Annotated in this window: 12 protein-coding genes; 5 read left to right on the top strand and 7 right to left on the bottom strand. The window is 47.4% G+C overall.

What is annotated here, in order from left to right; translation table 11 throughout:
* Window positions 1–5: 5 nt before the first annotated feature.
* From yaaA to CWC33_RS07905, 5 genes are all read right to left on the bottom strand, one after another.
* Window positions 6–782, bottom strand: coding sequence for a peroxide stress protein YaaA (gene yaaA, locus CWC33_RS07925; protein ID WP_100691499.1), 777 nt, complete (start codon window positions 780–782; stop codon window positions 6–8).
* Between the two features lie 35 nt (window positions 783–817).
* Complete coding sequence (gene secF / locus CWC33_RS07920; RefSeq protein WP_100691498.1) at window positions 818–1,756, bottom strand: protein translocase subunit SecF; 939 nt, start codon at window positions 1,754–1,756, stop codon at window positions 818–820.
* 15 nt (window positions 1,757–1,771) lie between these two features.
* Window positions 1,772–3,616, bottom strand: a complete 1,845-nt coding sequence (gene secD / locus CWC33_RS07915) for a protein translocase subunit SecD (RefSeq protein ID WP_100691497.1) — start codon at window positions 3,614–3,616, stop codon at window positions 1,772–1,774.
* Between the two features lie 30 nt (window positions 3,617–3,646).
* The gene (yajC, locus tag CWC33_RS07910; RefSeq protein ID WP_088767508.1) at window positions 3,647–3,982 is read right to left on the bottom strand and encodes a preprotein translocase subunit YajC; all 336 of its coding nucleotides are present in this window, start codon (window positions 3,980–3,982) and stop codon (window positions 3,647–3,649) included.
* Between the two features lie 139 nt (window positions 3,983–4,121).
* Window positions 4,122–5,636, bottom strand: a complete 1,515-nt coding sequence (locus tag CWC33_RS07905; protein ID WP_100691496.1) for a sigma-54-dependent transcriptional regulator — start codon at window positions 5,634–5,636, stop codon at window positions 4,122–4,124.
* Between the two features lie 108 nt (window positions 5,637–5,744).
* Here CWC33_RS07905 and CWC33_RS07900 point away from each other — a divergent pair, with 108 nt between their 5' ends.
* Together CWC33_RS07900 and CWC33_RS07895 are read left to right on the top strand one after the other, a co-directional pair.
* Window positions 5,745–6,362 (top strand): trimeric intracellular cation channel family protein, encoded by a 618-nt coding sequence (locus tag CWC33_RS07900; protein WP_100691495.1) that lies wholly within the window; start codon window positions 5,745–5,747, stop codon window positions 6,360–6,362.
* Between the two features lie 2 nt (window positions 6,363–6,364).
* On the top strand, window positions 6,365–9,712 hold the full coding sequence (locus tag CWC33_RS07895; RefSeq protein ID WP_100691494.1) for a PAS domain-containing hybrid sensor histidine kinase/response regulator: 3,348 nt from the start codon (window positions 6,365–6,367) through the stop codon (window positions 9,710–9,712).
* On the opposite strand, the gene CWC33_RS07890 is transcribed toward CWC33_RS07895, so the two are convergent.
* On the bottom strand, window positions 9,677–10,333 hold the full coding sequence (locus tag CWC33_RS07890) for a response regulator (RefSeq protein WP_100692307.1): 657 nt from the start codon (window positions 10,331–10,333) through the stop codon (window positions 9,677–9,679). The genes CWC33_RS07895 and CWC33_RS07890 overlap by 36 nt on opposite strands.
* A 99-nt stretch (window positions 10,334–10,432) precedes the next feature.
* Complete coding sequence (locus CWC33_RS07885) at window positions 10,433–12,643, bottom strand: TonB-dependent receptor (RefSeq protein ID WP_100691493.1); 2,211 nt, start codon at window positions 12,641–12,643, stop codon at window positions 10,433–10,435.
* Between the two features lie 215 nt (window positions 12,644–12,858).
* On the opposite strand from CWC33_RS07885, the gene CWC33_RS07880 reads away from it, so the two are divergent.
* From CWC33_RS07880 to CWC33_RS07870, 3 genes are read left to right on the top strand one after another with little or no spacing between them, the layout of a single operon-like run.
* Entirely contained in the window at window positions 12,859–14,151 is a 1,293-nt protein-coding gene (locus CWC33_RS07880; RefSeq protein WP_088767504.1) for a GntP family permease, read from the top strand.
* A 23-nt stretch (window positions 14,152–14,174) separates the two neighbouring features.
* Window positions 14,175–15,803, top strand: coding sequence for a long-chain fatty acid--CoA ligase (locus CWC33_RS07875; protein WP_100691492.1), 1,629 nt, complete (start codon window positions 14,175–14,177; stop codon window positions 15,801–15,803).
* Window positions 15,800–16,978 carry an E22 family MetX-like putative esterase gene (locus tag CWC33_RS07870; protein WP_100691491.1) on the top strand — a complete coding sequence of 393 codons (1,179 nt, stop codon included), beginning with the start codon at window positions 15,800–15,802 and terminating at the stop codon, window positions 16,976–16,978. Before CWC33_RS07875 ends, CWC33_RS07870 begins: the two co-directional genes overlap by 4 nt.
* The last annotated feature ends 8 nt before the right edge of the window (window positions 16,979–16,986 follow it).

The raw sequence follows: 16,986 nt of genomic DNA, 5'->3' as shown, positions 1-16,986 counted from the left end.
CTCCTTTATTTTTGCTCTGCCCGACAGAATACCAGCTCATTACCTTTTGACAGGTCGCCGTTGTAGCTGTACCCAGCCGCGTCAAACTCTTTAAGATCAGACACAGATTGTGGCGTTTGGTTCACTATAAAGCGCGCCATCATGCCTCTTGCTTTTTTAGCGTAAAAACTAATGACTTTATATTGGCCATTTTTTTCATCTTTAAACACCGGCGTTATAATGTCGGCATTAAGGGCTTTCGGTTTTACCGCAGAGAAATACTCATTCGACGCCAAGTTAACTAACATTGAGCTGCCGATAGCTTCCAAGTCCTGATTTAACTGTTCAGTTATTGACTCACCCCAGAATTCGTAAAGGTTTTTGCCGTTCTCGGTTTGCAACTTGGTACCCATTTCTAATCGGTAAGGCTGCATTAAATCAAGAGGTCTTAAAACACCATACAAACCTGACAAGATACGCAGGTGCCGCTGAGCGTTTTTCACGGCAGAAGCGTCTAACGTATCGGCATCTAACCCAGCATATACATCGCCGTTAAACGCGTACATTGCCGGGCGAGCATTATCTTCTGTGAACGGCCGTTGCCACTCTTCAAATCGCGCCGCATTTAAGCCCGCTAGCTTGTCGCTAATTTTCATGAGCGACCCTAAATCTTGCGGACTGAGTTTGCGACAGACTTTAACCAAGGCCTCTGCCTGGTCCAGCATTCTTGGCTGGGTGACGTCTAACTTCGGTAAGTCACTTTCATAGTCTAGATTTTTAGCAGGTGAAACAACGGCTAACATGCTCTTATCTCCTGTAATGATAACTCAGAACCCTCTTATTGAAGAGGGTCCTGATCTGCACCTTCTTTTTCAACTTCCGGCGGCATTAAGTCTTCTCGGCTTACACCAAAGGCTAACGCGACGGTACTCGCAATATAAATCGACGAGTAAGTACCAATAACCACACCAAATAACAGTGCCGTTGCGAAACCGTGAATTAACGGGCCGCCTAAGAAGAACAAGGTCAATAACACCAAAATAGTGGTAATTGACGTGACTAAAGTACGGCTTAATGTATCCGTCAGTGCTCGGTTAACCGTTTGCAACGGAGTCAGCTTAGCGAACTTACGGAACGTTTCCCGAATTCGGTCACACACCACAACGGTATCGTTAATGGAGTAACCGATTACGGCTAAAAGAGCAGCCAGTACCGTTAAGTCGAACTCTAATTGCAAGAAAGAGAATAGCCCCAACGTTAGTATCACGTCATGTGCCAATGCGGCTACTGCACCGACGGCCAAGCGCCACTCAAAACGCATTGCAATATAGAGCAATATACAAATGAGAGCAGTAAGCATAGCCAGGCCACCCTGCTCAATGAACTCGTCACCCACATTGGGACCGACAAATTCAATACGGCGCATTTCAACTGTTTTATCGAACTCTGCACGCAGTGCTTCAAGGATATTCGAGCCTAGCTCTTCAGCTTTAACATCAGTACGAGGCTCAAGGCGAATCAAAATATCTTCCTGAGTCCCGTAGTTTTGAACAACGGCGTCTCCAAAACCTTCACTTTCTAAAGAACTGCGTACTCGGTTCAGATCAGCCGGCTCCTGAAAGCCTATTTCTAACAACGTACCGCCCGTAAAATCGAGACCAAAGTTCAGCTTGTTAACCGACAACGACACGATAGAGGCAATAACCAATAATGCACTGATAATTCCGGCAATACCCCGGAAGCGCATGAAGGGAAGTCGTTCTTCTGAATTCATCATTTTCCTGTACCTCCCTTATATCGACAGCTTCGATAAGCGCTTGCCACCCCAAACGGAGTTAACAATGGCACGCGTACCGACAATAGCGGTGAACATGGATGTAATAATGCCGATTGCCAGAGTAATAGCGAAGCCTTTAATAGGCCCATTACCAATAGCAAACAGAATAAGCGCGGCAATTAATGTGGTGACGTTGGCGTCGGCAATGGTTGATAACGCGCTGTCATAACCATGATGAATAGCTTGCTGCGGACTGCGCTTGTCTTTTATTTCTTCGCGTATACGCTCAAAAATAAGCACGTTTGCATCGACTGCCATACCAACGGTCAGAACAATACCCGCCATACCCGGCAAGGTTAGTGTTGCGCCTGGTATCATCGACATGACACCAATAATTAAAATTAAGTTGGTTGCCAACGCCGCATTAGCGACTAGACCAAACTTCTTGTAGTACACAACCATAAACGCCAGAACTAAAACGAAGCCCCAGAAAATAGCCTGTGTACCTGAATCGATATTTTGCTGGCCGAGGCTTGGACCAACCGTGCGTTCTTCAACAATTTGAATTGGCGCAATCAACGCACCGGCGCGCAATAACAGCGCAAGGTTTTGTGCTTCTTGCGCCCCTACGCCGGTAATGCGGAAATTACTGCCCAGACGCGACTGTATCGTTGCAACGTTGATAACTTCAGCACTTTTGGTGAATTGTAAGTTACCTTCTTCATCACGTTCATCCGTCGCTTCGTATTCGATAAAGACGGTTGCCATTGGTTTACCGACATTATCTTTTGTTGCCAACGACATTTTGTTACCACCAACGCCGTCTAGCGTGATATTTACCTGTGGACGGTTATATTCGTCGTAGCCAACCCCAGCGTTAACGATGTGGTCCCCCGTTAAAATAACGTCTTCTTTCAGCAGCTGCTGAGGGCCATCGCGCATAGGTAAGAGTTCACTGCCAAACGGGACTCGGCCGTTCATGGCGTCACGGACATCATTTTCGCTGTCGACCATACGGAATTCCAACGTCGCTGTTGCGCCCAGAATTTCCTTAGCGCGAGCAGTGTCTTGTACGCCGGGTAATTCAACCACAATACGGTTAGAGCCCTGACGCTGAATGACCGGCTCCGCAACACCCAATTCATTCACACGGTTGCGCATGATAGTGATGTTCTGATCAACCGCGTAGTCGCGTGTCTCCGCAATTTTCTGCTCGGTCATTTCCAAGCGCAAAGTGCGAGTCTCTTCATTTTCGGCCAACACATAACCCTGATAACGGTTATCTAAGTATTGCGCAGCCTCTTGAAACGCTTCGTCATTTCGAAGTTCGATCTCGACCGCAGTACCATCCACACGGACAGCACTGTATCGAATGCGTTCTTCGCGCAGCTCGGCTCTAACGGTGTCTTTCATGCCATCGATAATTTTGGACATTGCTTCGCCCATATCGATTTCCATTAAGAAGTGAACACCACCTCGCAGATCCAGACCCAGCTTCATAGGTTGTGCACCTAAACTTTTTAACCATTCCGGCGTTGCTGGTGCCAGGTTAAGCGCGACAATGTAATTGTCGCCCAGGCTGTCGAGAATAGTCTCTCTGGCCTTTAACTGCTCGTTGTCTGAGTTCAAACGAACCAACAGTTGTTCATTCTCTAATGATACGCTTTTCGGCTCTATATCAACACTGTCAAGCGCATTGCGCACGCGATCCATCGTGCTTGCATCAATCGTTGCGTTTCTGTCTGCGGAAATTTGCACTGCTGGGTCTTCGCCATAAATATTTGGCAGCGCATAAAGCGCTGCCACTAATACAACAAAGATAATCAGCAGGTTTTTCCACAACGGGTATTTATTTAACACGTCGTGCCCCTGATTATTTCTTTAATCACTTTACAGTGATTTCATGGTTCCTTTAGGAAGAACAGAAGTCACAGCACCTTTTTGAATGGTCACTTCTAACTCGTCAGTTAATGCGATAACAAGAAAATCTTTTTCATCGCTTACTTTAGTGATTTTTCCAACTAACCCGCCTTGAGTCAGTACTTCATCACCTTTACTTAAAGAGCCCATCAGTTCTTTATGTTTTTTCACGCGTTTCGCTTGTGGGCGGTAAATCATGAAATAGAAAATCAACGCGAACATGACCAGCATGAAAATGAGTTCCATACCGCCACCGCTTTGTCCACCAGCTTCCTGGGCATATGCCGGGCTAATAAAAAAGTCCATAAGTTTCCCTCAAATTAATGGTTAAATTATTATTCGTTTTAGTTGCTTCCCCGAAGATATGGGGACACAGGAACCAAAATACAATTCGCAATTTACAGACAATGTATCTTAACAGAAAGTTCTTCCACTCTCAGTAGAATCAAATGTCATAACCTAAGCTTTTTAAACGGCGTCTCAAGCCTATCTGCGAGACCCGTAATTCCCACATCATTGCTTCGGTGTCGCCCCGATGTTTCGCGTAACAATCTTTAATATCCGACTCACTGAGATCCTGCGCTGTATGAAGACCATCAAAACGCTGGATTAGCTGATAAACAGACGCCCGGGATATGTTCAGTCTTTTAGCAACGGCTTGAAGCTCGAAGCGGCAGCTCTCAAGTGCGCCGATTAATTCCCCCCGACTCACACTGTTGGGGCGACGTTGTTTAGACTCTGGCTCGGCCGGGCCCACTTTAGAGGACGGCGGTTTCAATAAGGACAATAACTGAGGATCTAAATACATTTGTTCTTGATTTCGGCTGTCTATAACCACCTGCCTTGCGACATTTCTAAGCTGACGCACATTGCCCGGCCAGGTGAAGGTCATAAGTTGCTTCATCAATTCGCCCGGTATGACAAATTGGTCTGTTGTTTCCGGATAGAGTTTGCACCATTGTTCACGCACAAACGCGTTAAAGAGTAGGCCAATATCTTCTCTGCGCTGCACTAAAGGTGGCATAAACAACTGATAGGGGGCCAGCTTTTCAAACAGCATTGAAACCATAGACGATTCATCGACGGCGCTGCTCTCCTGATGACTGGTTATAATAATACGGCATTCAATAGGTAATGCGTGTGCGCCATCTTTCGGCATGACACTTTGGCTCTGCAAAGCCCTGTTCAACAATTTGTGGATATTATCGGAGGCATCCTCAATATCCTCCAATACAATCGTTCCACCGGCAGCTTGTTCAAAATAACCCGCCTGATGCTTACCGTTTCGGACGACCCCAAATAATTCGATTTCAGCGACCGCATCGTGAATTGCGGCTAAATTTACGGAAATAAAGGGCTTGTCATCACCAAACTGTGCTTTATGAATAGCATGCGCCGCTTGCTGCTTACCAACGCCAATGGCCCCTCGAATAATCACAGGAACAGACAGGGTCGCTAGATGCGAAACCCGTTGTCGTATTGCCTGGATGTCTGCGCTTAGCCCCATTAGTGTATGGTTATCGTCGACCGTCGTATCTTTTAATGGAAGACACTTGAGCAACAATACAATGCGGTGATTAAGTCCTAGCACAACGCCATTGTCGAGCTCGTCCTCACTTATCAAGTACTCATCCTGAGGGCGTCGTCCGGCTATAGTGAGCACTGTTTTTGTACTGTGTGCTCGCAATTTAATGCCGCCATTATCGGTGGATTCAAAAATAATGGGGGAGCGACTCACATATTCGTCAAGCAACGCTCGCCCCGCATGACCATTTTTGGCGAACTCGGGTTTTACGCGACTTAAATAGTCGGTTCCGGACAAATGCAAATCGAGCAAAGCTGCTCGTTCACCAATACGGTCGCGGTTCGGGTGCGTCGCTATAATGAGCATAGGCACTCGCTGATATGATTCTACCAGTTCATCAACTGCATGCTTTGTAGTGCACTGGGTAACACTCATTGGCGCTAATCCTTAGCTGTACTGTTATGAGGCGGCATAATTTGTACTGGGCATCATCAAAAGTTAATGACAAACTAAGCCTTAACATTTTGATCTTTTATACCGCACATGGAACATATATTCTACTGGACAGATCAGGCTGGTGTCGCTGTTTTTGCGATAGCTGGCACATTATTAGCGTTTCGTAAGAAAATGGACGGCTTCGGCGTCATCGTTCTCGCCTCCGCAACCGCTATTGGCGGCGGTACCATCCGGGACCTTATACTCGGCTTGCCGGTTTTCTGGACGCACGATGAAGTCTATCTGTACACCATTTTAACGGCGGCGCTATTGACGATTGTATGGTTGAGGTTCAAAGCCTACATACCCATGACAACACTACAAATAGCCGATGCTTTCGGTCTCGCCTTCTTCGCCGCTATGGGCGCGGAAAAAACACTGACGGCTGGGTTCTCGCCTTTTATTGCCGTCATTATGGGCACGATATCGGCGTGTTTTGGCGGCATGCTTCGTGATGTTTTGGCACGCGATATACCTATGGTTCTCAAAGGTGAGCTTTACGCTACCACTTGTCTGGTTGGCGCGACGGTTTACGTTTTATTAGTGCCATTTCAACCGCTTATTGCCCTTGCGGCAGGTATGTCAGCAACATTAGTCATGCGCTTGGGGGCGATTAAGTATCAATGGTCGCTTACAGTATTTCGTGACCATCAGGATCACTACTAGACATGCTGAGCATTGAGCTAACGGTATTTGCAGCTATTACGTACCTCGCTGTTCTGTTTTTTATTGCATACAGAGGCGATAAGTCGTCAACGAACACCGTTAAGCCTTACCGTTACTCACTGGCTCAAGGGGTTCACTGCACATCATGGGCATTCTTTGGCACGGTAACTCAATCTGCTTATTACGGTTGGGCGTTTGCCCCAACCTACATTGGTGCCATTATCGTCTTTTTACTGCTGCATGGTATCCAGCTTAAACTTCTGAATTATTGTAAACAGAAAAACATAACCTCTATCGCTGACTTAATAGGCACTCGTTACAGTAAGTCGCCTATTTTAGCCGCAGCGGTTGCGCTAACTGCATTTGTCGCTGTTGTGCCTTATATATCCTTACAACTACGAGCGGTGACATCCAGTTTTGCAGCAGTCACAGGCTTCGACAACAGTCCGCTTTGGCTTTCCGATCTATCGTTTCTGGTTGCTTTGTTCATGGTTGGGTTCGGTTTTTTATTCGGAACCCGCAAGCTGAGCCTCGCAGAGCAACATTCTGGGCTAATGGATGCTATTGCCTTCGAATCCATCGTCAAACTCGTTGCTTTTGTTATCGTTGGTCTGTTCGTTAGCTACAGTGTTTTTGACGGGCTGAGTGATCTGCTAAAAAGCAGCTTCGAAAACCCGCTCACTCGTGACGTATTGACCGGAGAAAAAGGCGGCGCCTACGTATTTAGTGTGCATATATTATTGGGTGCATTATCCATGTTCTGTCTACCACGGCAGTTTCATGTCAGTTACGTAGAAAACACGCACCCCGATGAATTAAAAGTGGCCCGCTGGGCATTTCCATTGTATTTATTCGGTATTAATTTTTTTATTTTACCCATTGCGCTTGGCGCACTCCATTTGGCTCCAGAGCAAGCTGCAAATGACACATTCTTATTGAGTGTTCCACTGATAAGCGAGCGTCCGGACATTACTCTGGTCGCTTTTATTGGCGGCTTATCTGCGGCCACCAGCATGGTGATTATTGCCTTATTAGCGCTCAGTATTATGATTTCTAATGATGTCGTAATGCCTATTTGGCTGCGTTTAACGAAAAGCCGGTTACGGCAATTTAGTTTCACCCCGAAACGAATTTTGAGAATACGCAGAGTCACCATCGTCATTGTCATGTTGATGGCCTACCTCTATTATCAGGTCACCATTGACTCAATGCCGCTGGTTAACTCCGGGCTTTTATCTCTCGCCCTGCTAGCACAGCTAGCTCCTGGCATACTAGCGACGGTTTTATGGAAGCGCGCTTCTCAAGCTGGTGTTTTCAGCGGACTCTTCGTCGGCACCTGCGTGTGGTTGGCACTACTGCTTATTCCATCGATAGGAAGAGACTCGGGACTGACCGATATCGAGATTGCCAATGGCGTACTACTCAGTCTCAGTCTCAATCTATTGTGTTTTGCCGCTTTTTCATTGCTCTCCAAACGAAGCATAGGGGATCATTATCCAGCAAGTGGTAACAGTGAATACATTAACCAACCGGTCATTAGCTGGGGAACCGTAAACTCACTGTTAACTCGCTTTTATAACGAGCAACAATTACAAGCAATTCATACAAGGCTAAACGTCGATAATCACACAACGAATAGCAATGCCGTGGTTCCTGCGCCAGCGCTTATTCGTATAGAACGAGAACTTTCAGCCATTATAGGCACGTCCGCCAGCAGACTGTTGCTGGACACGGTGTCAAAACAAAATGATGCTCCGGTATCGAGCATGGTGGAATGGGCAACGGAAGCGTCAAAACTGTACCAGTTTAACCGCGAGTTGCTGCAGTCATCCGTTGAAAACATTCCTCAGGGAATAAGTGTTGTTGACCAGGAGCTTCGGTTGGTTGCGTGGAACCGTCGGTATCTGGAAATTTTTGATTATCCAGATGGATTGGTTAAAGCTGGAATGCCGGTTGAAGAGCTTTTACGGTTTAATGCCCAACGGGGCATGCTCAGCTGCTCCGACGGCGCCAGTACCAGCGAAGAAATTGAAAAGCGGCTCGATTACTTGCAAGCCGGTAGCGCATACCGGTACCAGCGCCAGCAAGGTAAGTTGACCATTGAATTGCAAGGCAACCCCATGCCGGGGGGCGGCTTTGTCACTACGTACAGCGATATAACCGAACGTATCGAAGCTCAAAAGCAACTTCAACGAATCAACCAAGAGCTTGAGGAGCGTGTTGACGAACGAACTAAACAGTTATTGAAGGCCAAGCTTGCTGAAGAGGAAGCTCATAAAAGCAAATCACGATTTTTTGCGGCAGTAAGCCATGATCTGATGCAGCCTTTTAATGCCGCCAGCCTGTTTTGTGAAATGTTGCAGTCGCGTGTATCTCAAGATCAGCAACCTTTAGCGGAAAATATCCAACGCTCTCTCGAGCACGCAGAAGAGTTACTCACTATGCTGCTGGATATGACCAAGCTAGATTCCGGAAATTTGCAACCTGACTACCAAGAGGTAGACCTCAATTCAATTATAAAACCTTTGGCCGAGCGCTATCAGTTTGTCGCTGAAGAGAAATCCCTTCAATTTACGTATCACCCAACCTCGGCTGTTATACGCAGCGACCGCAAACTGCTAACGCGAATACTGCAGAACCTATTATCGAACGCAGTGAGATACACTGAGTCTGGTCGCATAGTGATTGGAACCAGACGTCATAAGACTTCAATCGATATTTGGGTTATTGACACTGGCACCGGCATTCCCGAACACAAACAATCGGAAATTTTTAAAGAGTTCCACCAGCTTCCGTCAACTGGCGATAACCCGGGGCTGGGGCTGGGTCTATCTATTGTAAAGCGTATGTGTGAGCTGCTGACTATTAGGCTCGATTTGCGCTCAGCACCTGATCAAGGTACTGCATTTAAGCTCTCTTTACCGGTAATACGATGGGCATCAAGCCCTATAACCGTTAAACCTCACGAAGCCGTAGAGAATTCAAAACCGCTTTATGGAATGACGGTTTTGGTTATTGATAACGATAAACAAGTTTTAGAAGCAACCTCGCAGCTGATGGAGGACTGGGGCGCTAATGTTGAGTCAGCTAACGGCATCGATGACATACAGCACTCCGTCAAGTGTGACTTAATTTTGGCGGACTACCATCTTGATGAAGGACTGACAGGCATCAATGTTGTTAAGCAACTTCGAGCCCGTTGGAGCACCCAAACTCCAGCCATAATCAACTCTGCTGACCCTAATGAGTCACTGCGGGAAGAGGCACTGGAAGTTAATGCTTACTTTATCCCCAAGCCGTTAAAAACCGGAGCCTTAAAACGTCTCATTCGTCGCATCCGGGGTATCTAACATCTCGCGGAATAGAATGCCTGCCTGGGTTCGGTTAACACAGCCCAACTTGCGTAAAATAGCGGATGCATGCTGCTTGATAGTGGTTTCTTGCACGCCAAGCTCATAGGCTATCTGTTTGTTAAGCAAGCCGTCAGCGATGCATTGCAATACTTTAAACTGCTGTGGTGTTAACTGCTCAAGCTTGTTAGCAAACTCAGTCATGTCTTCACTAGCCGACAAGTCAATGTTACTCATGCTTTCCGGCAGCCAATTATATCCGGCTAAAACCGTTGATACCGCTACTTGCCATTGTGGTAAAGGCACGGATTTTGGTATGTAACCACTCGCCCCGAGCGCCATTGCTTGACGAATAACTTTGGTATCTTCATTTGCAGAAACAATAACAACGAGGATATCGGGGTACTGGCTTCGCAGTACAGTAAGCCCTGTTAACCCTTTATTGCCAGGCATGGAGAGGTCTAAAAACACGATTTCGACTTGGGGTTGTTGTTCTAACAACTGTTCTAACTGCTCAAAGCTAGAAACTTCAATGATGTCACTTTCCAGGCTCTCGCTTAAAGCCTGCTTCATTGCCGCCCGAAACAGCGGGTGGTCATCAGCGATGATTGCTCTGGCCATATTCTTATTATTATGTGATGTATTTTTCATGACCATGCTATCGACTTAGAGGAAAAAAGCCAGTATTACCGGATAACCGGCAATACTGGCGAGCGGGAGTTAAAAACGATAACCGACCGAAAGCGATACGGTACGCGGGTCACCGTAATAACCCGTTACGATATTTTCTCCAAAGGTTGAACCGAAGTTGTATCCAGATACTCGATACTCTTCATCGAAAACATTCTTCGCGTGAAGACCTACGGTCCACTGACCTGAGTTTGAGTACCAAACGAGGCTGGTATTCGTCAGACTGTATGCCTCTTCATCTAAAGGCGAAGGCACTTCAAAGATTTGAGTGTCGTCACGATAAGAAACGGTTGTTGACCAAACCATTGAACCACTCTCGAGTTCAAATTCTTTGGTAAAACCTAGGTTTGCCGTTACTTTCGGAGTGTTTTGGAAAGACCATAAGTCAGAAACGTCTTCCACTTGTTGCGTTTCCGGGTTAAAGAACGCCACCGAGTCAAATTCCGCATCGATGTAGCCCAGTGAGCCGTTAAAGTTTAATGTTGGAGTCGCTGCAAAGGTGGACTCAATCTCAAAACCTTGAACGGTTGAATCGGCTGCGTTCAAAACTTGAGACGCAACGCCTCCGCCTTCGATAGCACGCTGCACAGTGACCTGCATATCTTGGTAGTCGGAGAAGAAGGTTGCCGCGTTCACCCGCATACGACCATCTAGCAGCTCACTTTTGACACCAAACTCAACAGTATCAACCGTTTCCGGGTCATAAGGGTTGGCAGCATCTGGGTTCAGTGATACATCCGCTCGCATATCAACACCGCCAGACTTGAAGCCGTTACTGTAGCTCGCATAAAGCATAACTGCAGGATCAACTTGATAACTGACGCTTGCGTGTGGGCTGAACTTACTCCAGTCAGCCTGCGTTGTGAAATCTGAATTCACGACAATAGGGTCCGCCGAGTAATCGCCGCGGTCCAGGAACTTAACGCCAGCATAAGTGTATCTAAAGACGTCAGCATTCTTATCATCACGTGTATAACGCCCGCCCAAAGTCACTGACCATTGATCATCCAACTGGTAAGTTGCCTGACCAAACAGCGCTTCGCTTGACGTATCAACACAACCGCCGGTATCGATAGAGAGCCCCAGTAAACCTAAGACTGTCCCGAACTCACCACAGGCTTCACCTTCATAAAAGTACAAACCACCCACGAAATCCAGTCTGTCATCGCGGTACATGAACTGGAATTCCTGGGTGGTTTGATCATCTTCATAAACAGCTGGCACCAAAAGAACCGGATTTACCGTGGAGTCAAAGTCGATATTGGTGTTGGTGTAACCTTCCCGGTAAGCCGTAATCGACTTAAACATCCAGTCGTTGTTGATCGCCCAGTCAACGGTCATTGAGTAACCTTCGGTCTCAACTTCGTTCCAGGTTGGCATGGCCGTATACGAATCATAAACGTCCGTTAAACGTGGTTCATCACTCAACAAGGATTCTTGCTCACGATGACCACCGCGTGCGTTCGAGTCGTCTTTTGTCCAATCGGCGGCGAACTTCACGTTAATGTCTTTATTGACGAGCCATTTGGCGTTGAAGCGCCCGGTCATTAATTCTTTGTTGTAATTTTCATCGCCTGTATTAACGAATTCGCCGAAGCCATCTCGATTAAGCGTGGCGAAGGCTCCACCTACGTAGAAATTATCTGCCAGTGCAGTTTGCCCTGACACTTTCAGGTCTCTTTGGTTGTACGTACCAACCGTACCTTTTAATTCAAACTCGTTATAGCCAGTCAACTCACGCGTCACATACTTCATGGCACCACCAATAGTGTTTTTGCCATAAAGCGTCCCCTGCGGGCCTCTCAGCACCTCAACGCGTTGAACGTCAAGTACTTCTAAAACGGCACCTTGCGGGCGAGCCACATAAACATCATCGATGTAAATACCAACCCCCGGTTCAAAACCCCAGAGAGGATCCTGCTGGCCAACACCTCGAATATAAGCGGTTAAAGTTGAGTTAGTACCGCGGCTCACCTGGAATGTGGTATTCGGCATTTTGTACTGCAGCTCGGTAATGTCCTCGATGCCATCACGCTCCAAATCACCCTCACCAAAAGCAGATACTGCCACCGGCACTTCTTGCAAACTTTCGTTTGTCCGGCGCGCGGTTACTTCAATACGCTCTAGCTTTCCTTCATCGACCTCAGCTTCTTCGCTTTGCTGCGCTAAAGCCATCGGACTCCCCAGCAACGTTGCTACCGCTGCTGCAATCATTGATTTCTGAAATTTGGGCTGTTTCATGGTTGTTCCCCTGACAGATAATGTCGTTTGTATTTATTATTTCCGTTTACAGCAATTTAACGGTTCAGAGCTATGGTTGCCCATTAAACTAGCGCAAATTGTTAAAATTGTGATCTGTACCATAGTACTATATGGTCAATTTCCTTAATAACGCAGAATACTTCCATGCAACGATTCAGAGCATGGTCCGTTTTTCATTCGTTGCGAGGTAACTCATGTTAAGTATGATTGGCCTGATTGGCGGCTTGGTGCTGCTTATCATACTCACACTACGGGGGATGAACCTATTCATCAGTGCCCCTCTTTGCGCCGTTATTGTGGCTTTATGCAGTGGCGTCCCTTTATTTACGGGTGACGTGAACTTTGTCAGTGCCTACATGGATGGCTTTGCCAGCTTTGTGGCAGCCTGGTTCTTTATGTTCTTACTGGGCTCAATGTTCGGTAAATTTATGGAAGACACTGGCGCCGCAGACAGCGTTGCTCGTTTTATTATCAATAAGCTGGGCCGCAAGCAGGCGGTTCTTGCTGTGGTATTAGCCTGCGCCATTCTAACTTATGGCGGTGTCAGCGTTTTCGTTGTCGCCTTCTCGGTATATCCAATGGCGCTCAGCTTGTTTAAAGATGCCAACCTGCCTCGCCGCTTTATTCCTGCTGCGTTAGCCTTTGGCTCGGTCACTTTTACCATGACCTCCGCTGGCTCACCAGAAATTCAAAACTGGATACCGGTAAAATACTTAGGTACCTCGCCTTACGCTGCCTGGGAGGTTAGCCTGGTGGTCGCAGTGTTAATGGCAACTTTCGGTTACTGGTGGCTCAAAAAAATCATTAATCGTGCCGTAGCAAATGGCGAACAATTTGAAGCGCGTGAAGGCGACCCAATACTTTTAGACCGCGAGCTACCGTCTCCTATAAGTGGGCTGATCCCGCTGTTGGTGGTACTTGGGCTGTCCTTTACCTTCCATGACACCTTGCAGCAAAACGCTTTAATTGTGGCCTTACTTGGTGGCGTTATTGCCATTGCAGTCATTAACTTTAAACATTTCCATAAACCTCAAACCGCTATTCATGAAGCCACAACCGGTGCTTTGGTTGCCATAGGTAACACCGCTGCCGTTGTTGGATTTGGCAGCATTGCCAAGATAACTCCGGCTTTTGATGCAGCCGTGACTGCCATGACCAATTTACCCGGTAATGAGTTAGTCGGCGCGGCTGTTGCGGTCAGCGTTATTGCAGGCTTAACGGGGTCTGCCTCCGGTGGACAGGCGATTGCATTACCTGAAGTCGGACCGCATTACATGGCCGCCGGCGTCAACCCAGAGCAACTGCATCGTATTGTTTCCATTTCTTCCGGTGCTCTGGATTCGTTGCCACACAATGGTTATGTGGTTACTACAATTCGCGCTATTTGTAACGAGAAGCACAGTGCCGCTTACTGGGCTGTCGCTGCCGTAACCGTTGTTGTGCCGTTAATGGGCCTGGCCGTGGCCATTGGCTTGTTCATGTTGTAACCCAGCAGTAAGGGAAAGTAACCATGTTAGGAAATATGATGAAGCGGCCACTGCAAATTATTGACCTACTGAAGTTTGCAGCCAGCCGACACGCACGGCAGGAAATTGTTACTCGCCGTCTGGAGGGTGATATCCACCGATATAGCTATGCTGACTGCTGGCAACGTACCGGACAATTAGCTAACGCTTTAAAAAAGCTGGGAGTACAATCCGGCGAACGCGTGGCCAGTCTGGCCTGGAATACGTACCGGCACATGGAGCTTTACTATGCGGTCAGTGGCAGTGGCGCTGTTATGCATACGGTAAACCCTCGCTTATTTGGTGAACAAATTGCCTGGATTCTCAACCATGCTGAAAGCGGTTGGGTCTTTGTCGACCTTAGTTTTGTCGAATTACTGGAATCCATTGAAGACGAACTGCCCAACGTTAAAGGTTTTGTGGTAATGACTGACAAAAGTCACATGCCGGACAACAAACTCAATAACGTGCTTTGTTATGAAGAACTTCTGGAATCAGAGTCTCAAGACTTTGACTGGCCAGACGTTGACGAAGACAGTGCCGCCCTGCTTTGTTATACCTCCGGCACGACAGGCAACCCTAAAGGGGTACTGGCCTCACATCGCGCCATGGTCTTACACGCCCAGGCGACTGTCAGTGCCGACATGCTCGATTTACGCAGCGACACCGTCTTAATGCCTATGGTGACTATGTACCATGTAGCTGCTTGGGGCGCACCCTACGCAGGTCCTTTATCCGGTTGTAAGTTAGTGTTTACTGGCGACGGTACCTCGGGGCAGGCTATGGCAGAGATGATACGCACAGAAAGTGTCGCGGTGGGCTTAGGCGTACCCACCATCTGGCTCACTTTGCACAATTATTTGAATGACAATAAGCTGGATATCCCATCGCTGCAACGCGTTTGCGTTGGCGGCGCCGCTTCACCTATGGGGCTGGTTAAAACCTATGATCAAGAGTACGACGTTTACTGGCAGCCAATATGGGGTATGACAGAAACAGGGCCGTTGGTGCATTCAGTACCGCCGCAGGCAGACATTATTAGCCGGCCTAAAGACGAACAATATCAACTACAGACAACCGCAGGACGTCCTGTTTTCGGTATTGAACACCGCATTGTTGACGCCGACGATAATCCTCTGCCGAACGATGGCGAAACCCGGGGCGAGTTGCAGGTTCGCGGGCACTGGATTGCTTCACAGTATTTTCGCAATGATGACTTAAGTAGCTTTCCGGATGGGTGGCTGGCTACGGGTGACATCGCGGTTATTGACCCCGAAGGCTTTATGAAAGTCGTTGACCGCAAGAAAGATGTGATTAAAAGCGGTGGCGAATGGATAAGCTCTCTGGATATCGAAAACATTGTCAGCCAGAACGAAGCGGTTAACGAGTCCTGTGTCATTGGTGTTAAACATCCGAAATGGGACGAGCGCCCGCTATTGCTGGTGGTGCTGAATAAAGGTCACCAGCTATCCAAACAAGACATTAAAGACTTTTTAACCGGCAAAATTGCTCGTTGGTGGATGCCTGATGACATCGTCTTTGTTGATGAGTTACCCCATACCGGCACGGGTAAACTGGTTAAAAACAAATTGCGCGAGCAATACCAAAATTACTTACAGGAGAATGTGTCATGACACGATTATGGACAGCGGTTATTAGCGTTGCGGTATTGCTGATTAGCTTACCGATAACAGCCGAACAATGGGTCGAGAAAAAGACCTTTAGTATGGACAGTTATACCACCCACGGCGGTGAAACCATTAAAGACGTAAAAGTGGGCTGGGAGTCCTACGGCACGCTCAATGAAGCAAAAGATAATGTCGTGCTTATTACTCACTTTTTCTCAGGTAATAGTCACGCCGCAGGTAAATACAGTGAGGATGATCAGCAGGCTGGCTACTGGGACTCAATTATTGGCCCCGGTAAAGCTATTGATACCGAAAAGTACTATGTCATTAGCGTTGATTCGTTAGTAAACGCTTACCCTAACCTTCCTACTGTCATTACTACCGGTCCTGCCAGCATTAATCCGGATACTGGCAAGCCTTATGGCTTAGAGTTTCCCGTCGTAACCATTCGCGATTTTGTTAACGTTCAAAAGGCGCTTCTGGAAGGTTTAGGTATTAATAAATTGCATGCAGTAGTCGGGGCTTCAATGGGGTCGCTGCAGGCCATTGAGTGGGCTTCTGCTTACCCAGGCTGGGTTGAACGTATGGTGTCGGTTATTGGTGCCGGTTCGTTAGACGCCTGGACCATCATGGGACTGGAGCAGTGGGCAAAAGTCATTAAGCTGGACCCTAACTGGAACGGTGGTGACTACTACAACGGCGACGCACCTTTAGACGGTGTCACTATGGCACAAGCCATGATCACCCATGGCGCCATGCACCCCGATTACATTAATCAAGCTGCTCCAAAACAGGAGACCCTGCCTGAAAAAGGAATGGCATCTGTTACGAATGAGTTGCCTGCCGTAGAGTGGCTATACAGTGCGAGCCGAGCACGCGCGCCACTGGCCGATGCAAACCATATTCTCTATCTGGTGCGCGCAAATCAGCTGTTTGTTGCCGGGCATCAGGAGACGTTAAAAGATGGACTAAAAAACATTTCCGCAAAAACGTTGTTTTTACCATCCAGTAACGACCTACTGTTAATGCCGTACATGGCAGAAAACACGGCTGAGCAACTTAGAGAATTGGGTAAAGACGTTCAGTACGAAGAAATCAGTGGTCCCTGGGGACACTTAAACGGGCTCTTCTCGATTCAACAAAAAGCCGAATTACTCAGCGAATTCTTAGCCACTGAGTAATTTTTACC

The sequence above is a fragment of the Idiomarina sp. X4 genome, from assembly GCF_002808045.1.
Classification (GTDB): Bacteria; Pseudomonadota; Gammaproteobacteria; order Enterobacterales; family Alteromonadaceae; genus Idiomarina.
The sequence above is the reverse complement of the archived record's forward strand: the minus strand, read 5'-3'. Positions and strand labels throughout refer to the sequence as shown.